General features: G+C 33.7%; 23 protein-coding genes. 9 read left to right on the top strand and 14 right to left on the bottom strand.

Annotation, left to right across the window (positions count from 1 at the left end):
* The first annotated feature begins 180 nt into the window (after window positions 1-180).
* Both CD30_RS20090 and CD30_RS08635 read left to right on the top strand, forming a co-directional pair.
* Window positions 181-321, top strand: a complete 141-nt coding sequence (locus CD30_RS20090; RefSeq protein WP_156962302.1) for a hypothetical protein — start codon at window positions 181-183, stop codon at window positions 319-321.
* 141 nt (window positions 322-462) lie between these two features.
* Window positions 463-1,044 (top strand): beta-class carbonic anhydrase, encoded by a 582-nt coding sequence (locus CD30_RS08635; RefSeq protein WP_036175332.1) that lies wholly within the window; start codon window positions 463-465, stop codon window positions 1,042-1,044.
* Between the two features lie 250 nt (window positions 1,045-1,294).
* Here the strand turns inward: CD30_RS08635 and CD30_RS08630 are convergent, their stop codons facing one another.
* Together CD30_RS08630 and CD30_RS08625 are read right to left on the bottom strand one after the other, a co-directional pair.
* Window positions 1,295-1,891, bottom strand: coding sequence for a GNAT family N-acetyltransferase (locus CD30_RS08630; protein WP_170933648.1), 597 nt, complete (start codon window positions 1,889-1,891; stop codon window positions 1,295-1,297).
* Between the two features lie 87 nt (window positions 1,892-1,978).
* Window positions 1,979-2,761, bottom strand: coding sequence for a polyphosphate kinase 2 family protein (locus CD30_RS08625; RefSeq protein WP_170933647.1), 783 nt, complete (start codon window positions 2,759-2,761; stop codon window positions 1,979-1,981).
* Window positions 2,762-2,874: 113 nt separating this feature from the next.
* Between CD30_RS08625 and CD30_RS08620 the strand changes: the two genes are divergently transcribed.
* A complete protein-coding gene (locus tag CD30_RS08620; protein WP_036175327.1) occupies window positions 2,875-3,609 on the top strand; it encodes a hypothetical protein in 735 nt (244 codons plus the stop codon).
* A 75-nt stretch (window positions 3,610-3,684) separates the two neighbouring features.
* Here the strand turns inward: CD30_RS08620 and map are convergent, their stop codons facing one another.
* Window positions 3,685-4,434 (bottom strand): type I methionyl aminopeptidase, encoded by a 750-nt coding sequence (map, locus tag CD30_RS08615; RefSeq protein ID WP_036175324.1) that lies wholly within the window; start codon window positions 4,432-4,434, stop codon window positions 3,685-3,687.
* Window positions 4,435-4,620: 186 nt separating this feature from the next.
* On the opposite strand from map, the gene CD30_RS08610 reads away from it, so the two are divergent.
* On the top strand, window positions 4,621-4,974 hold the full coding sequence (locus tag CD30_RS08610) for a hypothetical protein (protein ID WP_036175321.1): 354 nt from the start codon (window positions 4,621-4,623) through the stop codon (window positions 4,972-4,974).
* Window positions 4,975-5,005: 31 nt separating this feature from the next.
* On the opposite strand, the gene CD30_RS08605 is transcribed toward CD30_RS08610, so the two are convergent.
* The 6 genes from CD30_RS08605 to CD30_RS08580 form a co-directional block, all read right to left on the bottom strand.
* On the bottom strand, window positions 5,006-8,083 hold the full coding sequence (locus CD30_RS08605; protein ID WP_036175319.1) for an AAA family ATPase: 3,078 nt from the start codon (window positions 8,081-8,083) through the stop codon (window positions 5,006-5,008).
* Window positions 8,080-9,255: an exonuclease SbcCD subunit D gene (locus tag CD30_RS08600; RefSeq protein WP_036175317.1), complete on the bottom strand. Its 1,176-nt coding sequence runs from the start codon at window positions 9,253-9,255 to the stop codon at window positions 8,080-8,082. Before CD30_RS08600 ends, CD30_RS08605 begins: the two co-directional genes overlap by 4 nt.
* A 185-nt stretch (window positions 9,256-9,440) precedes the next feature.
* A complete protein-coding gene (locus CD30_RS08595; RefSeq protein WP_036175367.1) occupies window positions 9,441-10,670 on the bottom strand; it encodes an aminopeptidase in 1,230 nt (409 codons plus the stop codon).
* A 4-nt stretch (window positions 10,671-10,674) separates the two neighbouring features.
* Window positions 10,675-11,817, bottom strand: a complete 1,143-nt coding sequence (locus CD30_RS08590; RefSeq protein ID WP_036175314.1) for a DEAD/DEAH box helicase — start codon at window positions 11,815-11,817, stop codon at window positions 10,675-10,677.
* A gap of 123 nt (window positions 11,818-11,940) precedes the next feature.
* Window positions 11,941-12,669, bottom strand: coding sequence for a cysteate racemase (cuyB, locus tag CD30_RS08585; protein WP_036175310.1), 729 nt, complete (start codon window positions 12,667-12,669; stop codon window positions 11,941-11,943).
* Window positions 12,670-13,890 (bottom strand): carboxylate--amine ligase, encoded by a 1,221-nt coding sequence (locus CD30_RS08580; protein ID WP_036175307.1) that lies wholly within the window; start codon window positions 13,888-13,890, stop codon window positions 12,670-12,672. It lies immediately after the preceding gene.
* A 426-nt stretch (window positions 13,891-14,316) separates the two neighbouring features.
* Here CD30_RS08580 and CD30_RS08575 point away from each other — a divergent pair, with 426 nt between their 5' ends.
* A complete protein-coding gene (locus tag CD30_RS08575) occupies window positions 14,317-15,780 on the top strand; it encodes an IS1182 family transposase (protein ID WP_036175304.1) in 1,464 nt (487 codons plus the stop codon).
* 257 nt (window positions 15,781-16,037) lie between these two features.
* Here the strand turns inward: CD30_RS08575 and CD30_RS08570 are convergent, their stop codons facing one another.
* Window positions 16,038-16,271: a hypothetical protein gene (locus CD30_RS08570; protein ID WP_036175301.1), complete on the bottom strand. Its 234-nt coding sequence runs from the start codon at window positions 16,269-16,271 to the stop codon at window positions 16,038-16,040.
* 57 nt (window positions 16,272-16,328) lie between these two features.
* On the bottom strand, window positions 16,329-17,024 hold the full coding sequence (locus CD30_RS08565; RefSeq protein ID WP_036175298.1) for a hypothetical protein: 696 nt from the start codon (window positions 17,022-17,024) through the stop codon (window positions 16,329-16,331).
* Window positions 17,025-17,185: 161 nt separating this feature from the next.
* Here CD30_RS08565 and CD30_RS08560 point away from each other — a divergent pair, with 161 nt between their 5' ends.
* Window positions 17,186-17,746: an FAD-dependent oxidoreductase gene (locus CD30_RS08560; RefSeq protein ID WP_036175295.1), complete on the top strand. Its 561-nt coding sequence runs from the start codon at window positions 17,186-17,188 to the stop codon at window positions 17,744-17,746.
* 94 nt (window positions 17,747-17,840) lie between these two features.
* Here CD30_RS08560 and CD30_RS08555 read toward each other — a convergent pair whose 3' ends face one another.
* The gene (locus CD30_RS08555) at window positions 17,841-19,019 is read right to left on the bottom strand and encodes a trans-sulfuration enzyme family protein (protein WP_235802027.1); all 1,179 of its coding nucleotides are present in this window, start codon (window positions 19,017-19,019) and stop codon (window positions 17,841-17,843) included.
* Between the two features lie 150 nt (window positions 19,020-19,169).
* Entirely contained in the window at window positions 19,170-19,667 is a 498-nt protein-coding gene (locus CD30_RS08550) for a gamma-type small acid-soluble spore protein (protein WP_052126107.1), read from the bottom strand.
* Window positions 19,668-20,020: 353 nt separating this feature from the next.
* On the opposite strand from CD30_RS08550, the gene CD30_RS19445 reads away from it, so the two are divergent.
* From CD30_RS19445 to CD30_RS08540, 3 genes are all read left to right on the top strand, one after another.
* A complete protein-coding gene (locus tag CD30_RS19445; protein ID WP_211254625.1) occupies window positions 20,021-20,611 on the top strand; it encodes a zinc ribbon domain-containing protein in 591 nt (196 codons plus the stop codon).
* 7 nt (window positions 20,612-20,618) lie between these two features.
* Entirely contained in the window at window positions 20,619-21,767 is a 1,149-nt protein-coding gene (locus tag CD30_RS08545) for a S1C family serine protease (protein WP_052126105.1), read from the top strand.
* 356 nt (window positions 21,768-22,123) lie between these two features.
* A complete protein-coding gene (locus CD30_RS08540; protein WP_052126104.1) occupies window positions 22,124-23,731 on the top strand; it encodes a trypsin-like peptidase domain-containing protein in 1,608 nt (535 codons plus the stop codon).
* Between the two features lie 71 nt (window positions 23,732-23,802).
* On the opposite strand, the gene CD30_RS08535 is transcribed toward CD30_RS08540, so the two are convergent.
* The gene (locus CD30_RS08535; RefSeq protein ID WP_036175289.1) at window positions 23,803-24,696 is read right to left on the bottom strand and encodes a DMT family transporter; all 894 of its coding nucleotides are present in this window, start codon (window positions 24,694-24,696) and stop codon (window positions 23,803-23,805) included.
* Window positions 24,697-24,800: the final 104 nt, after the last annotated feature.

Raw genomic sequence — 24,800 nt, 5'->3', positions numbered from 1 at the left:
CTACCTTGAGAAGTTGAAAAGTCATTTACACAAAAATATTGACAGTACCTTAATTTTGTCCATTCCTATTCTCCCATGCTGAATATTGGAAAGAGTTTTTTCTGATTTACCTATCTTTTTCAAAGAAATTTATAGTATACTGTTCATAGACTACTTGCTTATTAGAAAGGGGTTTGAACAGTGGGCTTATTTATTTCAACTGTACTTGGATTCTTCACAGTTTTAATGATTAGCATGTGTATGTTCATTCACTATTTACGTGTTGGACTTGATTCACATTCTTCAGTAGTAATTGATCCAAAACCAACTGAAAGACTATAATTAATAAAGTCGACAAAATTCACAAACGAGTTTTGTCGACTTTTTTTAAGTTGAACTGGTATATTATATAAAATGAAACCTAGAGTACAGGTTTCATCCCTAAATATGCGGGATAAAAAATTTTTATGGGGTGTAATGCTAATGTCTTCACTAAATGAAATCCTGAATTTCAATGAATCATTTGTTAAATTCAAGCAGTATGAGCCATATATAACATCAAAGTTTCCAGACAAAAAAATTGTCATTTTAACATGCATGGACACTCGACTTGTAGAGCTTTTGCCAAAGGCTATGAATATGCGAAATGGGGATGTTAAGATTGTCAAAAGTGCTGGAGCGATCGTCAATCATCCTTTCGGCGCTGTTATCAGAAGTATATTAGTTGCTCTCTATGAGCTTAAAGCAGAGGAAGTTTATGTAATTGGTCATCATGATTGTGGTATGAGTGCGGTAGATCCTCATAAAATGATTGATAAAATGATTGATCGAGGTGTTAATAAAGATATTATTAACATCGTGAAGTATTCTGGAATTGATTTAGTAGAATGGTTAAGAGGTTTTGGAGATGTAACTACAAGTATTCAAAAAAGCGTAGACTTAATCCGCAACCACCCATTAATGCCAAACGGAATTCCTGTCCATGGTTTAGTAATGGATCCAAATACAGGTAAACTCGACTTAATCACAAACGGCGATGAGTATTTAAAAGAATTTGATAAGTAATTAAAATCTAAGAGGGTGGGACAAAAGAAAAATTTCTTAGAACTGCTCTAAGAAAAATGATATTTTTTCACTACCTAATCCTATTTAAATTCGGTGCAAAAAAGAGCTGTGACCAAGCCCAAGACCCCGCATGAGCGAAGCGAGGAGAAGGCTCAAGTCACGCCCTGGATGCACGGAGTCTGCAATGGAAACGAACGGTACTCTATCCCAAAATTACAATCTTTTTTTAATTTATGTCCTACCCACTTTTTTAAAAATTATAATCCTCTTGTAAAATAGAATACATGTAGTGATCTTCCCATACTCCATTAATATATAGCAGCTTTCTTAATAGCCCTTCTTTGACGAATTTTGCACGTTCTAATACTTTGATAGATCCAATATTTTTAGGTGATACATAAGCTTCAATGCGGTGTAGATTTAATTCATTAAATGCAAAATGTATAAGGTGATTCACAGCTTCCGTTGCTATTCCTTTTTTCGTAAAGCGTTCGTCAATAGAATAACCTATAAATGCACTTGAATATGGCAATCTTTTAATGGCATACAGAGAAATATGCCCAATTAGTTGATTTCGTCCTTTTGTGTAAATACCAAAGGAATATTCTCTGTTTACTCGCATTAACTGCATACTTTCTAATATTTTTCGTAATTGCGCATCCTCTGTATAAAAATAATCATCATGTAATGGTTCGTATTGTGCCCAATAATACTTATTGTTTGTTAATAACTCAGAAAGACTCCTCGCATCAGACTCTATGAATGTCCTTAAATAGCATCGATCACCTTCGATTCTAACCACTTGATCACCTTTTCTCTGAAGTAAATTAAGAAATTTCCTCACCATCGTATCACCCTATCCGTGCCTTTCTTTATGTTAGAGGTTTACATTCCCCATTACTATCCAAAATTTAACGGCATTAACACAGAGTCTCTATTCTTGCTCTTGGTTTTGATCCCCATCTAGGCTTATCATGTTCTCATCGATTGGTAACCCCCGACGATTTAGCTCTTCCTTAACGAATGTAATTGTTTCCCTTAATACTTTTATGCGTGCATATTGCTTATTATTTCCTGGTATCACAACCCATGGTGCGTGTTTATGATGAGTTTTTGCGAACATTTCGTTTGCACATTTAGTATAATCATCAAATTTATCGCGATTACGCCAATCTTCTTCTGTTAGTTTCCATTGTTTATATGGATCATTTAAACGATCATGAAATCTTTTTAATTGCTCATCTTTATCGATATGAATCCAAAATTTAAGAAGAATATAACTTTCATCAGTTAATGTTTTTTCAAATGAATTGATTTCCTCATAGGCTCTTTTCCATTCATCGGTTGTTGCAAACCCTTCAATTCTTTCGACTAATACTCTACCGTACCAAGAGCGATCGAATATACCTATTTGACCGTGTTGAGGAAGCTTTCTCCAAAATCGCTGTAAATAATGATATCTTTTTTCATGTTGTTGTGGTGCAGAAATCGGATGAACGATAAGTCCTCTGGGATCCAGTCTTTGTGTCAATCTTTTTATGGCCCCACCTTTTCCAGCAGCGTCCATTCCTTCAAAAGCTAAAATGAGTCCTATTTTATTTTTAAATAGAAATTGTTGAATATTTAGCATTTCATACTGTAATTGCTTTAACTCTTTTTTATATTCTTTTTTCTCCATCGACTTTGATAAATCCAGTTCTTCAATTCTTCCCAACACTCTCACCTCTGCATATAGTATGATTTTATTTTACAAAAATTTGTATGTTATTGGAATTTGTTGTTGAATAATATTTATATGTATATAATTTCTATAGAAAGGGGTGAACAACTATGGTTCGGTTAATCATCTTATCGCTATCCATCATTGTAGGTTTATTATTTACGATTAATGCATTTTGGCTACAATGGAATGGTGTTTCTACTGTAGAAATTCTTAATCGTTTACCTGTTTTATTCGCACCTTCTAATTACGTCTTTTTATTTTGGATTGTTCTTTTTGCCTTTCTTATCATCTGGGTATTTAAATATTTCCAATTCTATAAAGGAAATCAACACCCAATTACATCTATGCAAGTGTTTTTAACGGTCTTTATTGTACTATTTCAAATTTCGTCTATTATTTTTTGGCACAATGAACAATTCATAATTTCATTAATCCTAATGGGGTTACAGCTTATTTTGCTATTTTTACTTTATTTGACTTATCCATTAAAGAAAGAGGCAATTCAATTACGTTATCCTATTGCAATGTATTTTAGTTGGACTCTCTTTTTATTCATTTTATATTTTTGTTATCTATTAGTACATATAGAATGGAATGGTTTTGGTTTAAGCAAAGCTTTATGGGCTGTATTACTAATGACGTTAGGAGTCGCTATCATGATGCATCTACGCTATCATCATCATGATATTGTTTCTCCACTTGTATTTATTTGGTGTTATGTAGGAATTGCGATTTCAAATGGTTTTGATGAACTTTTAGTATCTACTGCAGCATTGTTTTTAAGTGGTGTTATGATCGCCGGTATCATATTTATTAAAAAAAATCCTGGCCCCTCGAAATAATTTGAACCGCACCCCAATTGTTAGACATAACTAACAATTGGGGGTGCAGTTCAAATCGAGGGACAGGATTTTTTATTAATCAATTTTCGTAATAAGGATTGGTTTATCTTTAGTCACAATAACTGTATGTTCAATTTGAGCAACAAGAGACTTATCTGGAGTGATAAACGTCCAACCATCACCTAACTCTACGATATGTTCAGCTTTTTCAGAAATGAAGGGCTCTACAGCTAATACCATGCCTTCCTTCATAATTGTGTTATCCCATGCATCAAAATAATTTAAAACGTGATCTGGTGCTTCGTGAAGGGATTTTCCTATACCATGACCTGTTAAGTTCATAATAACATGTAAGCCATTATCCTTCGCTTCACGTTCAACGGCCTTACCAATTTGATTTAATTTTGAACCAGCTTTAACCTTTGTCATTGCACGATCAAAGGCGGATTTAGCTACTTTACATAGCTTCTCTTTTTCTTCGTATCCTTCTCCCACTACAAAGGAAATTCCTGTATCAGCAAAATAGCCATCTTTTGATCCGGAGACATCAATATTAACAATATCGCCTTCTTTTATCACTTTACTACCAGGAATACCGTGTGCCACTTCATGATTAACACTGATACACGTATAGCCAGGGAAGTCATATTCGCCTTTTGGTCCTGAAATTGCTCCTGCTTCTTCAAACATGCGGCCTGCAATTTCATCTAGTTCCTTTGTTGTGATACCAGGCTTTGTAGCTTCTTTTAATGCATCTCTTATCTCAGCGCAAATTCGACCGATTTTTTTTAACGCTTCTAATTCTTCTTGTGTTCTAACAATCATGTTAATGTTCCTTCCTATTTACAATCTCTCTATATAATATACCACACATGGAGTAAAGAGATTAGGCGAGTCTGCTTCGTTTTAATCATTTAAATAATATTCGGAATAGAACTTAACAAATTAACCAATAAATGTATTATGAAATACTCATTAATAAATTTAAGCTTTTCTGATTGGAGGAGTTATATGTTTAATCCAAAGACCTTATCCGCCCTTAGTTATGTAAGTATTCTATTTGCACCTTTTTTACTTCCAATCATTTTGTTCTTTGTTTCCAAAGAGAAGGAAGTAAAATATCATGCTAAGCGTGCATCTATTTCTCATCTAATTCCAACCGTTTTAGGGGCTGCTATATCAATATTCGCATTAATGAGCTTATTTACATTTAATGGAGCTGTTAACGGTGCTGTCTATACCCCATCTTACTTTACAAACTTTATGATCTGGATGTTTATTTATTTCATCATATCCTCTGCAATTGTTGTTTGGAATTTAGTCCAAGCAGTTCGAGTTTTTCGTCAAAATACTTATGTACAATAAAACGAGTCCAGAAAAGTTGGACTCGTTTTACTTATTTTAAAATAATTGACGTTTTACTATAACCTTCTTTTAATTTCTCTACTTGAAGAATGGCTGGCATAGCTGCTTTTAATTCGGCAACGTGAGAAATTACACCAATCATTCTCCCTGATTTTTGTAAATCGATTAATGTATCGATAGCTTTCATCAGCGATTCCTCATCAAGAGATCCGAACCCTTCATCTATAAACATTGTATCTATTCTTACATTTCCCTGATAGCTTTGTATAACGTCTGCTAACCCTAAAGCAAGACATAATGAAGCATTAAACTTTTCTCCACCTGATAATGATTTCACGTCCCTAGATTGACCAGTATACGTATCATAAACATCCAAGCTTAATCCGCTTTGACGTCCGTGAGATTCCTGTCTATCTGAGCACTGGAGATAAAACTGACCATTTGATAGGTTTTTTAATCGTATGTTGGCAGCTTCAGTTATTTGCTCTAAATAGCCCATCTGAACATACCGTTCAAATGAAACTTTTTTGTTGTTTTGACCGCGTAATACATTATATAAATCAACGATTTGATTCGAAGTTTCTTCAAGGTCAACAATTTCTTGTCCGATGTGTTGAAGCTTGTTTAGATAATCTAAACAAATTTGTTCAATATTTTTTGATTCATTTAGTATTTGATGTGCTCTTTCATAATCCCTTTTTAATCCGTCTAGTTCCTCTTGCGCTTCTTTTAAATCTATTTTTTCCTTACCATCTAATTGTTCTTTTTCTATTTTTACTTGTTCAGTTAATGAATGAAGTACCTTCGTAAATTTTAAGTATTGATCATATAAATGTTTCTGTTCTAATTCAGTACGTTTTGATCGAATAAAGTCATCGATACTTTCAAATCTAGCACTGTTTAAAGCGTCCCTAAATTGTGATTCGTGTTTTTTTAGATTTTCGATAGCTTCCTCTACTCGCAGTGAAGTGAGCTTTAAGTTTTCTTCAGTAGTAGCGACCTCTGTTAGGGAAGATTGGTATTGCTTTTGAGCAATTTCCCACTGTTGCTCAAGCTCAGTTTTATTTTTTAAAGCTACATGTAATGCCCGCTGTAGTTCACTAAGCGTCTTCAATTCAACAGGAATCGATAATTGTTTTAGTTCTAATATCGTTTTTTGTTGTATGTGTTGATTATTTTTTTCGTTATACTGCTGCTCCCACAATTTAAATTGTGATTCAAGCGTCTGTTCCTCTTGTAAAACATCTTTTAATTGTTTTCGTTTTGTTGAAAGAAGTTCAATTTCTTTTTGTAGCCTCTTGAGTTTTAGGGTAACTTCATTATATTTTTCAAGTAATAAAGCTTGGTCTTCAATTTTCACATTATTACTTTGTAGAGTATGTTTTATATTTTCTAATTGTGTATTAGTGGCATGGATGGTTGCTTGATATTCAAATTTACTTTGTTCAACCTTTGACAATGTAGCTTTTAACTGTTTTAGTACTTTTTCGTCTACAATTTCCGCATGGTCACGATTTACGATTTGATGTTCTACACTTCCGCAAACTGGACATGGCTCTCCAGGTGATAATTTCGCCGCTAAAATAGAGGCTTGATTATTTAACCACTTCAGTTCTTCGATTTCATAATGTTCTTTTGCATTTTCGAAATTTTTTAGCACTTGTTCATATTGTTCATTTAGTAATGTTAATTTCTTTTGAAATTCACTATATTGATTAAATAGTTGAATAATTTCTTTTAGACTATTTTGCTCATCAACAATCTCTTGAATCTTCTCTGTGTTTAACTCTAGCTGTTCAATAGTCGCATTCAGTTGCCCGCGCAGACCTTTTTTATATTGAAGCTGATTTTCTAGTTGTGATATTTTCTCTTTATGTTGAACTGTTTCCTCTTCAATCGATGCAACAAGCTTTTGTAGTTTTTCAATTTCCTCAAAGGCAGGAATTAGCTTTTCTAAATCCAGAACTTTTTTTAATGCTGCCTCTCGTTTACTATGATTATTTTGTTCACTTTCATATTTTAACTTTGAATGTGCTAGCTTTTGTTTTGCAAGCTCTAATTGTCTTGTTACTTGTTCTAGCTTTTGTTGTTGGGTATCTCTCTCACTTTCAACTATTAAAAGCTGTTGATAGATTGGCTCAATTTGGCTTGCCCTTATTGCAGCGTCATATTCAAACTTCATTCTTTCATATAAGGGATTTTGCTGTTGAAGCTCTGTTAACTTTATTACATTTTTTTCGTAGTTATCGATTCGATCGTTTAATGATTTATTTGTAACAAATAAATCATACTTTTGTTTATGCAATTCAAATGCTTTCTCGTATAATCCATAATCCTCGATGATTTTTTCTTGATAATAGGAAAGTTCTTCCCTCAAAGCATCTTGTATTTGATAGATATTCGATTGTTTATCTAGAACAGAAAAAAGATGAGAATCCCGTCTTGGTAAAGCTCCTGATATTTGTTCTATATAACTATTCTTTATGACCTGCGCTTTATTTAATTGTTGTTCAGCTTGTTGTTTTTTCACTTCTAGTTTTTGTGCCATTTCACCATAACGATTTGTTTTAAATATTTTTCTGAGGATTTCCTCTTTATTTTCAGTTTGTGATGTTAATAGTTTTCGAAATTCCCCCTGTGGAAGCATTACAATTTGGCTAAATTGGTCATAGGTTAAGCCGATAATTTCAACAATCTTTTGGTTAATATCCGTTACTTTTTGTCTTTCAACAGCAGCTACTTCCAAACCATTTTCTTGAATTTCAAATAGCTCATATTTTTCGCCTGTTGCAGCTTTTCTCCCTTTTTTTACGTGGGGTAATTGACGTAGCACCCGATAGGTTTTATCGTGTATTTCAAACACTAGCTCAACAGCCGTATGGACATCGTCTTCTGCAAAGTCACTTCTTAGCATTTTAGTATCTTTTCGATCTGATCCACTACCTTGTCCATATAAAGCAAAACAAATACCATCAAAAATTGTTGTTTTTCCTGCGCCTGTTGTTCCAGAAATGACGAATAGTCGATTATCATGCAATCTCGTAAAATCAATAATTTCTTCTCTTTTGTAAGGTCCAAAAGCACGCATCGTTAATTTTATAGGCTTCATTTACTGATCACCATCTCTTTACTTTCACGTTCATCCCTTAACATTTCAGCTAGTACTTCACGGAATAGCTTTTCCGTACTTTCAGATGGCTCCGTTCCTACAATTTCATTGTAGAAGGCTTTAAACAAACTTAAATCATCTAGCTGTGCTCTTTGTTCCGTTACATTTTCTCCGATTATTATATTTTGTTGTATCGTTTTACGCTCAACGTGCATCGCATTCGGGTATACCGTTCGTATTTGTTCCATAGCCCCCACTACTGGCGTAATATCAAGTAAACGTACAAAAACATAATCTTCGCTTACTTCATGTTTTAATATATCTTGAAGGGTGCCTTCTACTATTCGTAGATCTCTTCGTGGTTGGAATGTTCTTTTTGAAACGAGTACTTGTCCCTTTTCATCTAAGTCTACAACTAGAAAACCCTTTTCATGATTTGCTTCGGATGAAGAATATTTTAAAGGCGAACCTGAATAACGAATAGTTTCGTTTAATACGTAATGAGCCTTATGCAAATGTCCTAACGCCGTATAATGAAATGGTTTGAAATGCTCTGCACTGACATATTCCGATCCACCAATTGATAATGGTCTTTCTGAATCACTCGTATTTTCTTCCATTTCTCCATGAGGTGTCACAAAAGCATGTCCAATAAATACATGACGTTTAGACTTGTCCATATTTTGTTCTATCCGCTCAATCACTTTTTGCATCGCTTCATTAAAATTAGATATAGAGTCATCCTGATATATATTTTTTACTGTTGATGGTTCTGTATAGGGAACTAAATAGAAATGAACTTCTCCAAATTCATCATGAAGAATAATCGGCTCTATATTTTCAGTTAGTTCACCAGAAATATATAGGCCACTCCCCTTAAGTATTTGATGGCCGAATCCAACTCGGGTTGGACTATCATGATTCCCTGCGATGCTAAGTACAGGAATTTTTCTTTTTAGTATAATCTCTGCTAGTACAGAATCGAGTAAATTTACTGCTTCTACAGGAGGAACAGCACGATCGTATAAATCCCCTGCAATAATCACGACATCTGGCTGTTCTTCATCAATGGCCTGTATAAATTGATTTAATACATATTCCTGCTCTTTGGTCATATAAACACCTTGAACAAGCTTCCCTAAATGCCAATCTGCGGTATGAAAGATTTTCATCGTTTGACCTCCTATTTTTCATATAAATATTCTATCATTTTTCACCATTAAAAAACTACAAATCACGTACAAACGTTCGCTAAAATCTATTGTAAAAATATTACCAATTAATATAGATTTTTTCCAGTAAAAAGAAAAAACTGTCTAATATTTTTTGTTAGACAGTTCTACATGCTCTTTTAATTTTAAAATGCCCAGTTCCCTTTTCTAAAAATCGGTAAAATAGTTCCATCAGGTAATATACCATCAATATCCATTTCACTACTGCCAATCATAAAATCTTCATGGGTAATAGACTTATTAATACCTAACTCATCAAATTGACTTTCGTCTATGTCGCGACCACCTTCATAGCAAGTCGGATAGGCTTCTCCAATTGCTAAATGGTTGGATGCATTTTCATCAAATAATGTATTGTAATATAAAATACCTGAAGTTGAAATCGGTGATTCGTGAGGAACTAAAGCTACTTCACCTAAATAGCATGAGTTTTCATCACTGTGAATAAGCTCCTGCAATAAATCATTCCCTATTTCTGCTTCCGCTTTTACAATTTTCCCGTCTTCAAAGGTTAACTTAAATTGATCGATGATGTTTCCTTGATAAGCTAATGGCTTTGTATTGCTAACAAACCCATTTACTCCATATTTGTGAGGTAATGTAAATACTTCTTCTGTTGGCATATTCGCTATAAAGGTAACCCCTTCTGGCGTTTTACTGCTTCCACATGACCAAATATGTTTTGTAGGTAACTCAATGGTTAAGTCTGTTCCCGGAGCTTTATAATGTAGTTTAGAGAACTTTAATTCATTCAACTTTGTGGCACGATTTTCTAAATTTTTAATATGCTCACGCCATTTATCAACGGCGCTTTCTTCACCTATTCGGACAGTATTGAAAATCGCTTCCCAAAGTGCAGAAACTTGTTCATCCTCAGGAAGGTTGGGAAATACTTTTTTTGCCCATGGTTTTGACGGTACAGCGATGATAGACCAAGCAATATCATCATTCATGATTGCTTTACGATAACGAACTAAAGCTTGACCAGATGCTTTTTGATACGCAGAAATTCTTGATACTGGTATACCTGAGAGCATATCAGGATCATCTGCATCAATCCATAATAGTGCGCCTTTTCGATCGATTACTTCATCTCGTTGAGCAGTAATCCATTTTGGAAAGTGGCTAAATTCTTCTTCCCTACCCATTTCATAAAAAGAACGGGTGAAATAAGGATCCGATAAATTTACTTGAACTCTTCCTGCACCAGCTTCATAGGCTTTTTTTACAACAATGCGTGCAAATTCTAATGCTTCAGTTGATGTATTAATTAATAGGTATTGACCTTTTTGAATATTAACTCCTACTTTTACAGCCAGCTCTGCATATTGTTCTAGTTTTTCGTTAAAATTCATGCCTTTACCCTCTCTTTTCAATCGTTTTTGAATTACCTTCCTCCAGTTTTCCTTTGTACCACATCTTTTGAACTGGTTTTACATTTAATTCTCTAGTTAACTTTTTATAAATTTTCTCATCTTTATAAGAGAGTAAAGTTAAAACCTCACCATCTGCTCCCGCACGTCCTGTACGACCTGATCGATGCAAATATTGTTCAATAGTATGTGGCACATCTACGTGAATAACATGAGTCAATCCTTCAATATCAAGCCCTCGTGCAGCCAAATCCGTTGCAATAAGAATCCTTGCCTCTCCCTTACGAAAAGAATCTAACGCTTTTTTTCTTTCTTCCTTTTTCATATCTGCATGCAATGTAACGACCTTCGCATCATGATATTTTAATTTTGATTCTTTCATAATCACTTGATCCACATTGTTACTAAATGCTAATCCTCGTAAGCCCTCTATATTTGCTAGCCTTCTTAGAATATCGGTTTTATCACGTTCATCTACTTTAATAAATGAATGAATCACCTTACCGACTTTCACCATATCTTCAGGCTTGATTTGAATATGAACGGGTTCAAACATCATACGACTTGCAACAAGTTTAATTTCATCTGTAATTGTTGCAGATACAACAACTACCTGTCGCCCGTAAGCTGCACCTTCAATAAAAGACTTTACCACTACTCGATAATCGCGACTTAACAACTGGTCACATTCATCAAGAACAATCGTCTCAACTTCTTTTAGTTTTAATTTATTGGCCTTGGCTAATTCGTTTAATCGACCTGGTGTTCCAACAACAATTGTTGGTTTTTTCTTTAATTTTTCAATTTGACGAGCAGAATTTGCACCACCAATAAGCTGTTGTACTGTGATATCTGTTCCACTAATCCATTCTCGAATTACCTCTACAATTTGCATTGCCAATTCTTGTGATGGTGCAACTATTAATGCTTGTGTCTGTTTTTTTCGCCCATCCACTTTATTTAAAATAGGTAACACATAGGCTAGTGTTTTTCCTGAGCCTGTTGGAGATTCTGCAACAATATCCTTTCCTTCAATCATTGCAGGAATCATTTCATCCTGTACCTTCATTGTCGTTTCAAATTTCCATTTACTTTGTAATGTTTCATCTAATAAATTAATAACCGACATGTTTTTCCCACCTTTACTTCTTCGTGTTTAGTGTACCATATTCGACATAAAATACACGAAGGCTAATCATATTAAAAAGGTTAATTCGAAAGTATTTATCTCTCGAATTAACCTTTTCGGTTCTTATACTCGAATAGTATTCATTTGTCCTTTTTTGTTTATTTCATACCCACATGTTAGTATTGCTCGTTCTGCAAGTACGAATAAAGAATCAATATAAAAATTGCTTAATTTCAACTCTTTATTAACGATCGACAGTTCTGTACAACCTAATATCACTTTTTCGCAACCTAACTGAATCATTGCATGTTCTATTTGACTCCATTTCTCTGGTTCTACATCTAAACCAGCTTTAACAAAATCATAAATTACAGACATGACTTCTTTTTGTGTAAATGAATCAGGAATAATTGGTTGTATATCTTCCTCGATTAAGGCACGCTGATAGACACCGGCTGCTAAAGTACCATCAGTAGCTAATATCCCCACTCTTTTTGCTCCTACTTCACCAGCTCTTTTTGCTGTTTCACGTATCATATGAATAACTGGTACTGGTGATGAAGCTTGCAACTCATCATAAAATGTATGAGCTGTATTACAAGGGATACAAATGACATCCGCACCATGAGATGCTAATTTTTTTGCATCATTCACTAAATATGGTACAGGATTTTCCTCTGACTTATTTAAGATATAGGCTGTTCGATCAGGAATTGTTGTATCGTTGTCAATAATTGTGTGTACATGTTCCTGATCCTTCGATGCTTTTGTCAAACGAACAATCATTTCACCTAAAAACATGGTCGCAAGCGGACCGACGCCACCAATAATTCCTAATGTTTTTCTTTTCATTTATTCTGCCAAACCTTTTTTATTAAAGTATTTCTTATATTTACGGTAATAATTTAAATTATTTAGCGTTAATTTTATCCAACGCTTGAAATTCATATCTTCTTTAAAGAAGAGCGAATTTGTCCATTTGCCATCTCGAATCAATTTTTTTGCTTCAAGTTTCAGCTTTTCATTTGAAGCATATTTAAAAAGTACACCTTTTGGGATGATCATCCATAAATGCTTATTGTTAGCATATGTTAGTTCTTGATTAATGTTCAACATATGATCATCTGCAACGTATTTCATTAAGTTATAGCCTGCAGCTGTTACGTAATAACTAGAACGACCGTTTCGCAAGTTAATCTCAAATAATTTGTATTCGCCATCTCGAGCGTCGAATTTCATATCAAAGTTCGCAAAGCCCGTATAACCAATATCTTCTAAGAAAAAACGAACTTTATCCATTAATTTTTCATCGAATGTTGTAATGATTGCCGCATAGCTTCCGATTCCTTCAGGAGAATGTTCTTCTAAAATAGGGTTACCAAGACACATTAATTTTACTTTTCCGTCTTTTCCTACATAAGCATTCATCACTCTCATGTAAGAGTCATCACCTGGGATAAATTCTTGAACAATCATTGTATCTTGATATGTTGAACTATAAATCGCCTTTAAAATTGCAGATTTTTCTTCTTCATCATGGGCAACAAATACTTTCTTTTTCCCTGGGAAACTGCATGCCCAATACGCTACCGAGTTAGAAGCCTTTAAAATAATTGGATATTCAAATGGTGGTGTGAAATCTTTATAGTTTTCAGCAGTCACTGTTGTAGTGCCTGGGTATTTGAACTCGTACTTCTCACACATTTTGTAAAAGTTTTCTTTTAATAAAATCTTGTCCATTAATGCTTCATCTATATATGGGACTGTAAAATATTGTTGTAATGCTGGTTTATTTTTAATAATTAGCTTTGCATAATCATCGCCACATGCAAGTAGCAATAATTTTTTATCACTATATTGTTTTGCAATTTTTTCAAGAGCAGGTACAAATACATCTTGTTGATTTAAATTGGCGATTTCTTTGAAATTTAAAATACTACTATCTTGAGTTGCAGTTAAATGAGAACGCCCTAATACAAGCGGTTTAATTCCATATGCTTCATAGAAGGCTCTCGCCATTCCATATGCGTTCATATCTGAACCTAGTAATATCGGTAAAAATGGTTGCTCCATTAAATCTCAGCTCACTTTAGTTAAATTTAGTATAGAAGTTAGTTTAACACATATTTTATACGATAATAAGTATACATACATATCTACTGTCATATCAAATTCCTTCCCCTAAAAACAAGTGGTTGATAATAATATTTTTACATTACAGAAATGAAAAATGAGGCTGAGACAAAAGTAAACTACGAACAAGTAGACACAAGAAAGAATAGTAAATATTTGTTCACCACTTTTTTGAAAGTCGTTCGTTGGAGAGGTAGGCGAAGACTCCTGCGGGATGTAAGAGCAGTGGTGAGACCCCGCAGAGCAAAGCTGAGGCCACTGAAAAAGTCTAACTTTTATAAGACAGTAGAAAGTTCAATTTTTCAAACTTTCTACTGCCTTTTTAAATTATAATTGAGGTATTAATTATGTGTAGGTGATAGCCAAATGATTTCGAACCAAGAATCTCTCAATCTTAGCCCATTTTTGGCAATATACGATATAGTTGTGCCAAAAGATAATATACTTCGTCAAATTAATGAGCTCGTAGATTTTACGTTTATACTCGAAGAATTAAAAATGAAATATTGTCTTGATAACGGACGGAACGCAGTTCCTCCAATTCGTATGTTTAAATATTTATTACTTAAGTCAATTTTTGATTTGTCAGATGTCGATGTAGTTGAACGTTCTAAATACGATATGTCATTTAAATATTTCCTTAACATGGCGCCGGAAGATTCAGTAATTAATCCAAGCTCTTTAACAAAGTTCCGCAAGCTACGTCTCCCTGATGAGGGCTTATTAGATTTGCTAATTGGAAAAACAGTTGAGATTGCCTTGGAAAAAGAAATCATTAAGAGTAAAACCATTATTGTGGATGCTACACATACCAAAGCGCGTTATAATGACAAATCACCAAAAGAATTTTTACAAGAAAAATCAAAAAATCTACGTAAAGCAGCCTATCAAATCGATGAATCGATAAAAGGAAAATTCCCACCAAAAACTACTTCTAACGAAGTAAAAGATGAATTAGATTATTGTCATCAGCTCATTAGTGTAATTGAAAAAGAGTCAAAATTTACTGTAATTCCATCAGTGACTGAAAAATTAAATATGTTAAAAGAAGTAGTTACAGATTTTACAGAACATCTTAGCTATTCAACGGATTTAGATGCACGTGTTGGACATAAAACAGAGGACTCATCATTTTTTGGCTATAAATCGCATATTGCAATGTGTGATGAACGAATTATCACAGCTGCAGTAATTACAACAGGAGAAAAAAGTGATGGAAAGTATCTTCAGGACTTAATCAGAAAGAGCGAACAAGCAGGAGTAGAAATTGATACAGTAATTGGTGATACAGCGTACTCGGAAAAAGATAATATTAAATATACAAAAAATAGAAATATAGTGTTAGTTTCTAAATTACACCCCGTTACTTCAAGAGGTACTAGAAAAAAAGAGGATGAATTCGAGTTTAATAAAGATGCAGGCATGTATATATGTCCTGCTGGACATATGGCAATCAAAAAGAAATTTGAAAATAGAACAGATAAAAACCCAAGAATGAAATATTTGTTTGATATAAATAAGTGTAAGATATGTCCGTTGCGTGATGGATGTTATAAAGAAGGGGCAAAAACAAAAACTTATCATGTGACAATTAAATCAACGGAACATAAGAATCAAGAAGCATTTCAAAATTCGGAGGAATTTAAAAAAATAGCAGCTACTCGCTATAAAATAGAAGCGAAAAATAGTGAATTAAAAAATAGACACGGGCATGATGTAGCAACATCCGCGGGTCTATTTGGCATGCAAATTCAAGCAGCAACAGCGATATTTGCAGTCAATCTCAAGAGAATTCTCAAGATTATTAGCGAAAAGAGTGAAAAAGAATAAGGTAATACACTAAGAAACAGGCATTTTTTATTCAATTTATAGAATAAAAAATGCCTGTTTTTTTAGAGTAATCAAAAATTATAGAAAAACGTAAGTTTTTCAGTGGCCTCGCAAAGCTCGAGGAGGCTCACCGCTCGCCCGCGGAAAGCGAAGCCTGCCTCGGAAACGAACGGTTCTATATCAAAAAAGTACAATCCGCATTTTAAAATGGATTGTACTTTTCTCTTTATGTCCCAGCCTCAAATAAGATATATTTCCTAAGAATGTTTCTTTTCATCTGGAGATTCTTTTCTCCATACTTCTTCCAATAGTTCATCGCCTTCTGTTTTCACTCGTTTATTTAGCTCTACAATAGGAATCGCATCTACCGTCTGCATATCCTCGTGTAAATCAAAAAGGCTAATATTTTCAGAGTCAACCATGTCGGGTTTTTCTTGTGGAGGTAAATCTGCAAAAACTTTTTTTGATTCAGGGATGGAATCTTTATTCATAAAACACACTCCTTTAAAAATAGTTTGTTCTATGAATTTGAGCTTATACGAAGAAAATCAGGCTAAAAGATACTGGATTTGATCAGCGAAATTTAAATTATTTGGTTTCCATCGCCGTACAGGACAATTTATAAATTGATATTCTAATCCTAAAGCATTTAAAAATTTTACGAAGTTTTGATCATACCATGGTGGTGTCCATGCTCCAGAACGACAAATATGAATAACTGCTGTGTTTACTTTATTATGTAAATCCTGAATTTCTAAGTACTTGATGTCAAATACTCTATTATAATGCTTAAAAAATTCAGGTTTTTCTTTTGTAAAAGGACTATAAATGATGTTTGCACTTTTCACTACTTGTTCTTTCAGAAGAAAACCGAGCCAATTTGCGCAATTTACATCTAGGGATAATGAACCTCCATAGCCTAAATCAGAATGAGCATCAAAAAGGTATACATCAGTACACTGGAATTTTTTAGCAATATCATAGGACAAAACATGCGAATCTGAAACGTAAACTTTCGTATTTTTATTAAAAATGAAAATTTGTTTTATCCTATTCCAAAAGGAATCAACTTCACTTGATAAGCGAAATGAGTTTTGAATGTTTTTCCCTTGTAATTTCAATTGAAAATATTTTTTATACCATTCATCTACTATTGTTCTTTCATTTTCTAAATTAGATATAATCTCTTGATTTTCTGTGGAAATAAAGTAGTCCCAATCTATTGATAATAAACTGTTTCCCATTATATCACCTCAAAAATTCATGATTCTATCAGTCTTATATAATAATAGTAGTACTTTTATCAAGGTTGTTCAAATGTGCCGCCAATCACTTTTTTTGGGAATTTAGGATATTTTTTGATAGAATTATATTGTTTCATTTTGATATAAGGAGGAATGTTTCAATGTATGATGTAGCTATTATTGGTGGAGGCCCTGCTGGAGGTAGTGCTGCAATTTATACAGCTAAAGCGGGCAAAAAAACTATCATCATCGATAGTAATCAAGGTGTAACAAAGCGTGCAATGTTAAATAACCATTATGGTGTGGCAGAAATTACTGGACCAGATTTAGTAGAAACAGGTCTTAATCAAGCAAAAAAATTTGGAGCTGAGCTTGTTGAGACAAAAGTGACAAATATTAGAAAGCTTGAACAAGGTTTTAAATTACAAACTGAAGATGGAGAATTTGAAGCAAAATATGTAATTTTGGCTACCGGCTTTTTAATGGATTTAGCTGAACAGGTAGGCATTAAAACAAAACCTGGCACTGAACCAAGAGTAAAAACAATTTTCGATGTAGATCTTTTGGGTAAAACAAATATCGAGGGTATTTGGGCAGCAGGTACTTGTGCCGGTGTCTGCGTTCATACTATTATTACTGCTGGAGATGGGGCGAAGGTAGCCATTAATATAATAAGCGAAATGAACGGCGAACGCTACGTTGATCATGATGTATTGAAATAATAATTTCTCCCAAAATTAAACGGGCAAATATTGTTTACTTTAACAATATTTGTCCGTTCCTAGTTTCATAAAACTTACTTCCAAAGTCAAAATTTTATATCGATTTCAATGCCTGTAGTACATCCGCTTTTAAATCCTCTATATGCTCTAAACCTACAGAAAAGCGAACAAAATTCACAGGAATTCCTGCTGTTTTCATTTGCTCTTCATTTAATGCACCTTCCCACATTGAAGCGGTATGTACAGCCAATGATTCAACTCCTCCAAGACTTACAGCATTTGTTGTTAATTTTAATGATGATACGAATCGTTGAGTTGCTGCATAGTCACCTTTTATAGCAAAGGCAATAACTGCTCCAAAGCCCTTCATTTGCTTTTTTGCAATGCCATGTTGTGGGTGGCTTTCTAAACCAGGATAATATACATTTTCAATTTGAGGTAATTGTTCTAAAAATTTCGCAAGTCTAAGAGCATTCTCATTAATACGCTCCATTCTAACCGGTAACGTTCTAAGTCCTCTAAGTAGTAGCCATGCATCCATTGGTGATAATACCGAACCAAGTGATGTATGGGTGTCCCAAATTTTTTCGGCTAACTCATTGCTCGTACAAATAACCCCTGCTGTAATATCATGATGACCACCTAGATATTTTGTTGCACTATGTACGATTACATCTACACCGAAATCATGTGGACGTTGATTTATTGGTGAAGCAAAAGTATTATCAGCTACAACTAGAATGCCATGTTTTTTTGCGAATTCTACCACGGCCTCTATATCAGTCACTACTAGCGTTGGATTCACTGGTGTCTCTATCATAATTAACTTTGTATTTGGTCGAATCGCTTCCTCAAAATTTTTAACATCCGCTTGTTCAACGACTGTTGTCTCCACTCCAAACCTTGGTAGCATCTCGTCCATTATTTTTGTAGTACTCATATAATGACGAGTTTGTGCAATAACATGATCGCCCGCAGAAACAAGTGACAACAATGTAGTTGCTATAGCACCCATACCAGAACTAGAGACAAGGGCTGTTTCAGTTCCTTCAAGTTCTGCCATAATGGATATTACTCGATCATGTACTGGATTTCCGTAGCGAGTATAATAATTTCCATGGCGTGGTGTACCTGCCATTTCTGCAAATTCGGTTGGATCATTAGCCGAAAATGTAGCTGTATAGTAAATAGCTGGTGCTACTGTTCCCTCTTTCTGTTTCCATTCCCCATCTGCATGTAGAACTACTGTTTCTTTGTTTATATTTTTATCCACCATTTCACTCCCCCTTTATTTTTTATAATATTTATTGGTAGAATAAATAAATTTTAATATGTAACATTACGTACTTCAATACAATATTTAGAAATTACAGAAAATTCTATCAAAAAAAGCGCCCCATTACGGAGCGCGAAAATTTAAAATTTATTGATTTTGATTTTGATTCGATTGTGCGTTTTGGCGTTTTACTTCTTCGATATCAGTACCAGCTACTGTTTGGTTACCGAATGATTGTTTTGCAGCTGGTTTACCGAATGGACCTGCTTCTTGGGCTATTTCTTCGCGCACTTTTTGAATATTGGTACCCGAAGCTGTTTGTCCTTGTGCACCAAACGAAGGTGAACTTGCAGCTGGTTTGCTAAATGGACCTGCTTCTTGAGCTATTTCCTCACGTACTTTTTGAATATTGGTACCTGAAGCTGTTTGTCCTTGTGCACCAAACGAAGGTTGATTTGCAGCTGGCTTACCAAATGGACCTGCTTCTTGAGCTATTTCCTCACGTACTTTTTGAATATCTGTACCTGAAGCTGTTGTTCCTCCTGAGAAGCTATTTGCCCCAGCATTAGACCCAGCATTTTGACGTTTTACCTCTTCAATATCTGTACCTGCTACTGTGCGATTATTATTGTTGTTGTTATTCATCAAAAGCACCTCCATTTTTTTTGGTACGGTTTTATCATGCCAAAATCAAATGACATTATGACTAATATTTATTTTTATTTTGTGTATAAAAAATGGACTTCTTTAATCACTGCACTTTTCTAACTTTCATTTTTTCAAAACCACATGTTCATGTTTTTTCTAAAAATTGTTATGCAAAATTTTTTATTTTTGTTGCAATCTATATTCGCTATTATAATTATTAATTTGATTTACATATTTTCCCCATAGTTAATATAACTTTCTATAAGAATACCAATGACAACCATACACTCCTAATAGTAAAATGTTAATAATTAATTGAATTAATTGTTATTTTTAGGGAGGTGGAAATGGTGTTTTGCACAAAATGTGGGGAAAATAATGAAAAAGAAGCGAAGTTCTGTTCTAATTGCGGACAACCAATGAATCAGATTATACAACCCCAAACTCCTCATAATGATCCATCTTTTTCTACAAACCAAGAGCAGGATGTACATTCATTTAATGAAGAGAATAAAATTCAACGATATGAAATGCCAAAAGGTTTTGACTATGATGATATAGAAAAAAATCCTTATAAAAGCGATCAACAACCAAATAACCAATCAGAAGTCAATGAACAACAGTTTGGTTCTCAGCAACCTAATCATTTTCAAAATCCTATTACTCCCCCACTTCAACAACAAGGGGCACAACGTTATCAACCAATTAAGAAAAATAGTAATGCGAAGGTTTGGATTATTTCTGGTGCATCTGTATTAATTGTACTTATCCTTGCTATTAGCTTTATTGTTTTAAATCATCAAAAGTCCACTACTTTTGATAGAGATCCAAAAACTGAACAAATTGCTTCACCTGTTGATACCGAAAAAGAAACTAATGAAGATGATGAAAACCAATCCGTGCAGGGTGAAGAAAAAGAGAAGACTCAAATTAATTATTAAGGAGTCAATGCCAAAAGTATTTACCATTCTTACAGAAGAGGGAATGGGTTCTGGTTTCCTATATAAAAAAGGTGGATATATCGTAACAAACGCCCACGTGGTTGCGGGATATTCAGATGTAATCGTTCGAAATAGCTCTGGACAAGAGTCGATTGGCAAAGTGATTGGTTTATCAGATTACTCAGATATCGCTTTAATATATTCAGAGGCTTATAAAGACACTGAACCATTACCATTAGAATTGTCTACTTCTGAAATAGGCATTGAAGTTATTGCTATCGGTAGCCCTCAAGGTTTTGAAAACACAGCTACATTTGGTTATTTGACTGGTAGTGACCGTGAAATGGCGATCGAAGGTTATAATTTTGTGTATGATCATCTTTATCAAATCGATGCTCAAATCGACCAAGGTAGTAGTGGTGGACCTTTATTTGATGCATCCTCTGGAAAAGTTATCGGTATTAACTCATTAATTTATACAAACAATGAAACATTCGGATTCTCGATTCCTTTACATACGGTTGCAGAACAATTTGATAATTGGATCAGTAACCCTATGAGTCCAAATGATGTCATAGCAGTCAATGTGTATGATGATTATGCCTACAACTCAAGTTATGATGATTATACTACGGAAGACTATTCGGGCTTTTGGGATTATTACGATCAGTATTTTGGAGATTACTCCAACGAAGATCCTTATACTGATGACTATTATTACGAAGACGATTCTTATACAGAAGACTATTATTACGAAGATAATTATTATGACAACTATTGGAATAACAATGGATATCTATTCGATGAATCATCATTAACCTACTTTATGGAATCTTACTTTGAATATTATAAATGGGCAATGGAAGATTCAGATTTTTATTGGATAGAAGATATGGTATCCCCTGATAGCTACATTTATAATGATTTACAAAACATCGTAGAAGGCAGTACAGGTGAAATTTTCGATGATGGATTATATGAAATTTCAAGCATTGATATTTACGATGATTATGCCTTAGTAACTACTTATGAAGAAGAATATTTCTACGATGAAAATGGTGATTATGTATATTATCAGTATGATGTAGAATATACAATTATATTAGATGAATATGGGAATTACCTAATTTCAGATATTTATTACTATCAATATTAGAATCAACTAAAACTGTCCTTTAAATCATCCGTTACACTGATTTAAAGGACAGTTTTTTTAAATTTTTTGTAAATAAAAAATTATAAGCACTCCATGAGCTCCTTTAGCATTTATGTATATAGAGCTGTATATAATAAAAATAGGTAATATTTATTATCGTAATTCCATATTCATAATCAATTCAACAATATCCCACAATTTTCTTATCCTTTTCAAATCCCCTTTTACGTTTTGCATTTACCTAGTTATCCTAAATTTCAAACCATTTAGTAAAAATTCTTTCTCCTTCTTCAAATTTTAAGGATTCAAAGTGAGCTTCTTTTTATTGGAAAACTTTTAAATTTAGGAGGTGGATTATGTTTTGTCCTAATTGTGGACTAACAAATGATGCTGGAGTTAAATTTTGTTCGAACTGTGGACATTCATTCTTTAACGAAGTCCCTAAATCTCCACAAAGTAATGAACCTCTTGATCCAGCGGTCGAACAACCAAAAAATACGTTTGTAGAGCAGCCTACAAATGAACAGTCACAACCATCTAATAATCAATTCTTCCAGCCACCTGGTAGCGAGCCCTTTCAACAGCCCAGTAACTCGCAATTCCAAATAACTAACAATTCATATACCAATCATTCACAAGAAGGGAAAAAGAATAGGAAATTATGGATTATCTCTATCGTTGTCGTATTACTATTAGTTGGTTTATTCGCTGGCGGTTACTTACTTTACAGTAATTTATTTGGTCTTAATGGTAATCTTGGTAATAACACAAATATTCAAGATGTTCTTTTAGACAAAAATCAAAAAGGATCTAAAGAGGAAAAAGAAAAAGAAGTTATTGAGGAAAAGGAAAAAACCCAAATTATTAAGGAATCCATGCCAAAGGTCTTCACTATATTAACTGAAGATTCACTTGGATCTGGTTTTCTCTACAAAGACGGTGGCTATATCGTAACAAATGCCCATGTTGTCGCAGGATATACTGATGTTCTTGTTCGTAATAGTGCAGGTCAAGAATATCCAGGTCGAGTAATTGGTATTTCAGATACTTCAGATATCGCATTGATTTATTGCGAAAATTATGAGGAAACTGAACCACTTCCAATGGAAATGAATACTTCAGATATTGGAATTGAAGTAATTGCTATTGGAAGCCCACAAGGTTTTGAAAACTCGGCTACTTTTGGATACCTAACTGGTACAAATCGAGTAATGCATATTGAAGGATTAAATTTTGTTTATGATGAGCTTTATCAAATTGATGCCCAAATCGATCAAGGAAGCAGTGGTGGACCATTATTTGATGCGACCACTGGTAAGGTTATTGGTATTAACTCGTTAATTTATACGGAAAATGAAACCTTTGGATTCGCCATTCCTTTATATTCTGTTTCAGCACAGTTTGATACATGGATTGACAATCCGATGACTCCAGAGGAAGTTATAGCTGTTAATGTTTATGTGGATTATGCAAACTCTAACTCACAAAATGATTTAGGTGAGGATTATTCCGAATTTTGGCAGTGGTACGAACAATATTATGGCACAAACAATTATGACGATTTCTACAATGATTATCAGAACACTTATAGCAATTATTTTGATGAAGAGTCATTATTAAGCTTTATTACATCATTCTTTGAGTATTATGAATGGTCCATTAATGATGGTGATTTTTACTGGATTCAGGATATGATTTCTACTGAAAGCAATGCTTATTATGAACTAGAAGACCAAATCAGCACATATTATGAAGCCAATATGACATTTGATTATTGGTATACAGAAATAACGGGTATTAACATATTTGATGGATACGCTATTGTCACTACTTATGAGGAATATGATTTATACGATGTAAGTGGTGAATATACAACTTATTTTGAAACTGTAGAGTATTATATAACCATCGATGACAACGGATATTATGTAATTTCAGACATTTATTATACTGAAGCTCAATAATAATAAAAACGGGTATCAACATTACATGTTTCGATGCCCGTTTCTATTTTGATTCAATTATCGAAATCTCATTAATTTTGAATGATATTCTTTTCTTTCAAAGTCTTCCTTTTTATAAAAGAAAGTTTTGTTTCTGAAAGAAGTATAGCAATTAATATAATAATCGCACCAATAATCATTCTATATGTTAAGACTTCATTTAACAGAATTACTGAGAATACCATTCCCCAGAATGCTTCAGTAGACAAAATGATTGCCGTCTTAGTTTCGTTTGTAAATTTTTGTGCAATTGTTTGTAAGCAATATGCCAATGTTGTTGAGAAAACTGCTAAATAAACAGTTGAAAGGACTCCTTCAATTTCAAACGAGAAATTCCATTCTCCTCTAAACAATACGACAATCCAAGCTAATAGTGCCGCAACACCCATTTGAACAACTGTAAGCAAAATGGGATCTTCCTCTTTAACATACTTTGCCGTATAAAAAATTTGGTATGCAAAGGCAAAAGCACAAGCAAGGGTTAACAAATCTCCTATATTCACCTCGGTAGTGAATTGTAGCGATAGAAAGGCTATACCGATAATAGCCAAAAAGGCTCCAGATAATTCAAACTTATCAATCCTTCTTTTATATGCAAAAAAGGCTATAAACGGAACGATAACAACATTTACTGCTGTTATAAACGCATTTTTTGAAGGCGTTGTAAATTGAAGTCCAATCGTTTGTAATAGAAAGGCTAAATATAAAAATATACCTAAAACAATTCCTTTTATAATTGTAGATTTTCGTATATTCTTTAGTCTCTTGTAAAATACAATGCATAATATGATAACACCAATAGAAAATCTAGCCGCTAATAGTTGATAAGGTGTTAAATAATCAAGTGATACTGCAGTAAAAACAAATCCGCTTCCCCAAATAACTGCTGTAATGATCAGCATAAATTCCCCTAGATATTTGCGCATAATTCCTCCGGTTATAATCCCTCTATTTATTCTTCATTCAAATATACATAATTATATAATATTTCTCTTCACTTTAGCAGAATAATTTTCCAATTACGATGGTT

Source organism: Ureibacillus massiliensis 4400831 = CIP 108448 = CCUG 49529, from assembly GCF_000772965.1.
Taxonomy (GTDB): domain Bacteria; phylum Bacillota; class Bacilli; order Bacillales_A; family Planococcaceae; genus Ureibacillus; species Ureibacillus massiliensis.
The sequence above is the reverse complement of the archived record's forward strand: the minus strand, read 5'-3'. Positions and strand labels throughout refer to the sequence as shown.

Excerpts from the sequence above, each read along its gene's own strand:
- CD30_RS08620 (WP_036175327.1), top strand. The coding sequence starts at position 2,875 with ATGGTTCGGTTAATCATCTTATCGCTATCCATCATTGTAGGTTTATTA.
- CD30_RS08575 (WP_036175304.1), top strand. The coding sequence starts at position 14,317 with ATGATTTCGAACCAAGAATCTCTCAATCTTAGCCCATTTTTGGCAATA.
- CD30_RS08565 (WP_036175298.1), bottom strand. The coding sequence starts at position 17,024 with ATGGGAAACAGTTTATTATCAATAGATTGGGACTACTTTATTTCCACA.
- CD30_RS08560 (WP_036175295.1), top strand. The coding sequence starts at position 17,186 with ATGTATGATGTAGCTATTATTGGTGGAGGCCCTGCTGGAGGTAGTGCT.
- CD30_RS08605 (WP_036175319.1), bottom strand. The coding sequence starts at position 8,083 with ATGAAGCCTATAAAATTAACGATGCGTGCTTTTGGACCTTACAAAAGA.
- CD30_RS08535 (WP_036175289.1), bottom strand. The coding sequence starts at position 24,696 with ATGCGCAAATATCTAGGGGAATTTATGCTGATCATTACAGCAGTTATT.
- map (WP_036175324.1), bottom strand. The coding sequence starts at position 4,434 with ATGATTGTTAGAACACAAGAAGAATTAGAAGCGTTAAAAAAAATCGGT.
- CD30_RS08580 (WP_036175307.1), bottom strand. The coding sequence starts at position 13,890 with ATGGAGCAACCATTTTTACCGATATTACTAGGTTCAGATATGAACGCA.
- cuyB (WP_036175310.1), bottom strand. The coding sequence starts at position 12,669 with ATGAAAAGAAAAACATTAGGAATTATTGGTGGCGTCGGTCCGCTTGCG.
- CD30_RS08590 (WP_036175314.1), bottom strand. The coding sequence starts at position 11,817 with ATGTCGGTTATTAATTTATTAGATGAAACATTACAAAGTAAATGGAAA.
- CD30_RS08635 (WP_036175332.1), top strand. The coding sequence starts at position 463 with ATGTCTTCACTAAATGAAATCCTGAATTTCAATGAATCATTTGTTAAA.
- CD30_RS08545 (WP_052126105.1), top strand. The coding sequence starts at position 20,619 with ATGCCAAAAGTATTTACCATTCTTACAGAAGAGGGAATGGGTTCTGGT.
- CD30_RS08540 (WP_052126104.1), top strand. The coding sequence starts at position 22,124 with ATGTTTTGTCCTAATTGTGGACTAACAAATGATGCTGGAGTTAAATTT.
- CD30_RS08550 (WP_052126107.1), bottom strand. The coding sequence starts at position 19,667 with ATGAATAACAACAACAATAATAATCGCACAGTAGCAGGTACAGATATT.
- CD30_RS08600 (WP_036175317.1), bottom strand. The coding sequence starts at position 9,255 with ATGAAAATCTTTCATACCGCAGATTGGCATTTAGGGAAGCTTGTTCAA.
- CD30_RS08595 (WP_036175367.1), bottom strand. The coding sequence starts at position 10,670 with ATGAATTTTAACGAAAAACTAGAACAATATGCAGAGCTGGCTGTAAAA.
- CD30_RS08570 (WP_036175301.1), bottom strand. The coding sequence starts at position 16,271 with ATGAATAAAGATTCCATCCCTGAATCAAAAAAAGTTTTTGCAGATTTA.
- CD30_RS08630 (WP_170933648.1), bottom strand. The coding sequence starts at position 1,891 with ATGGTGAGGAAATTTCTTAATTTACTTCAGAGAAAAGGTGATCAAGTG.
- CD30_RS08610 (WP_036175321.1), top strand. The coding sequence starts at position 4,621 with ATGTTTAATCCAAAGACCTTATCCGCCCTTAGTTATGTAAGTATTCTA.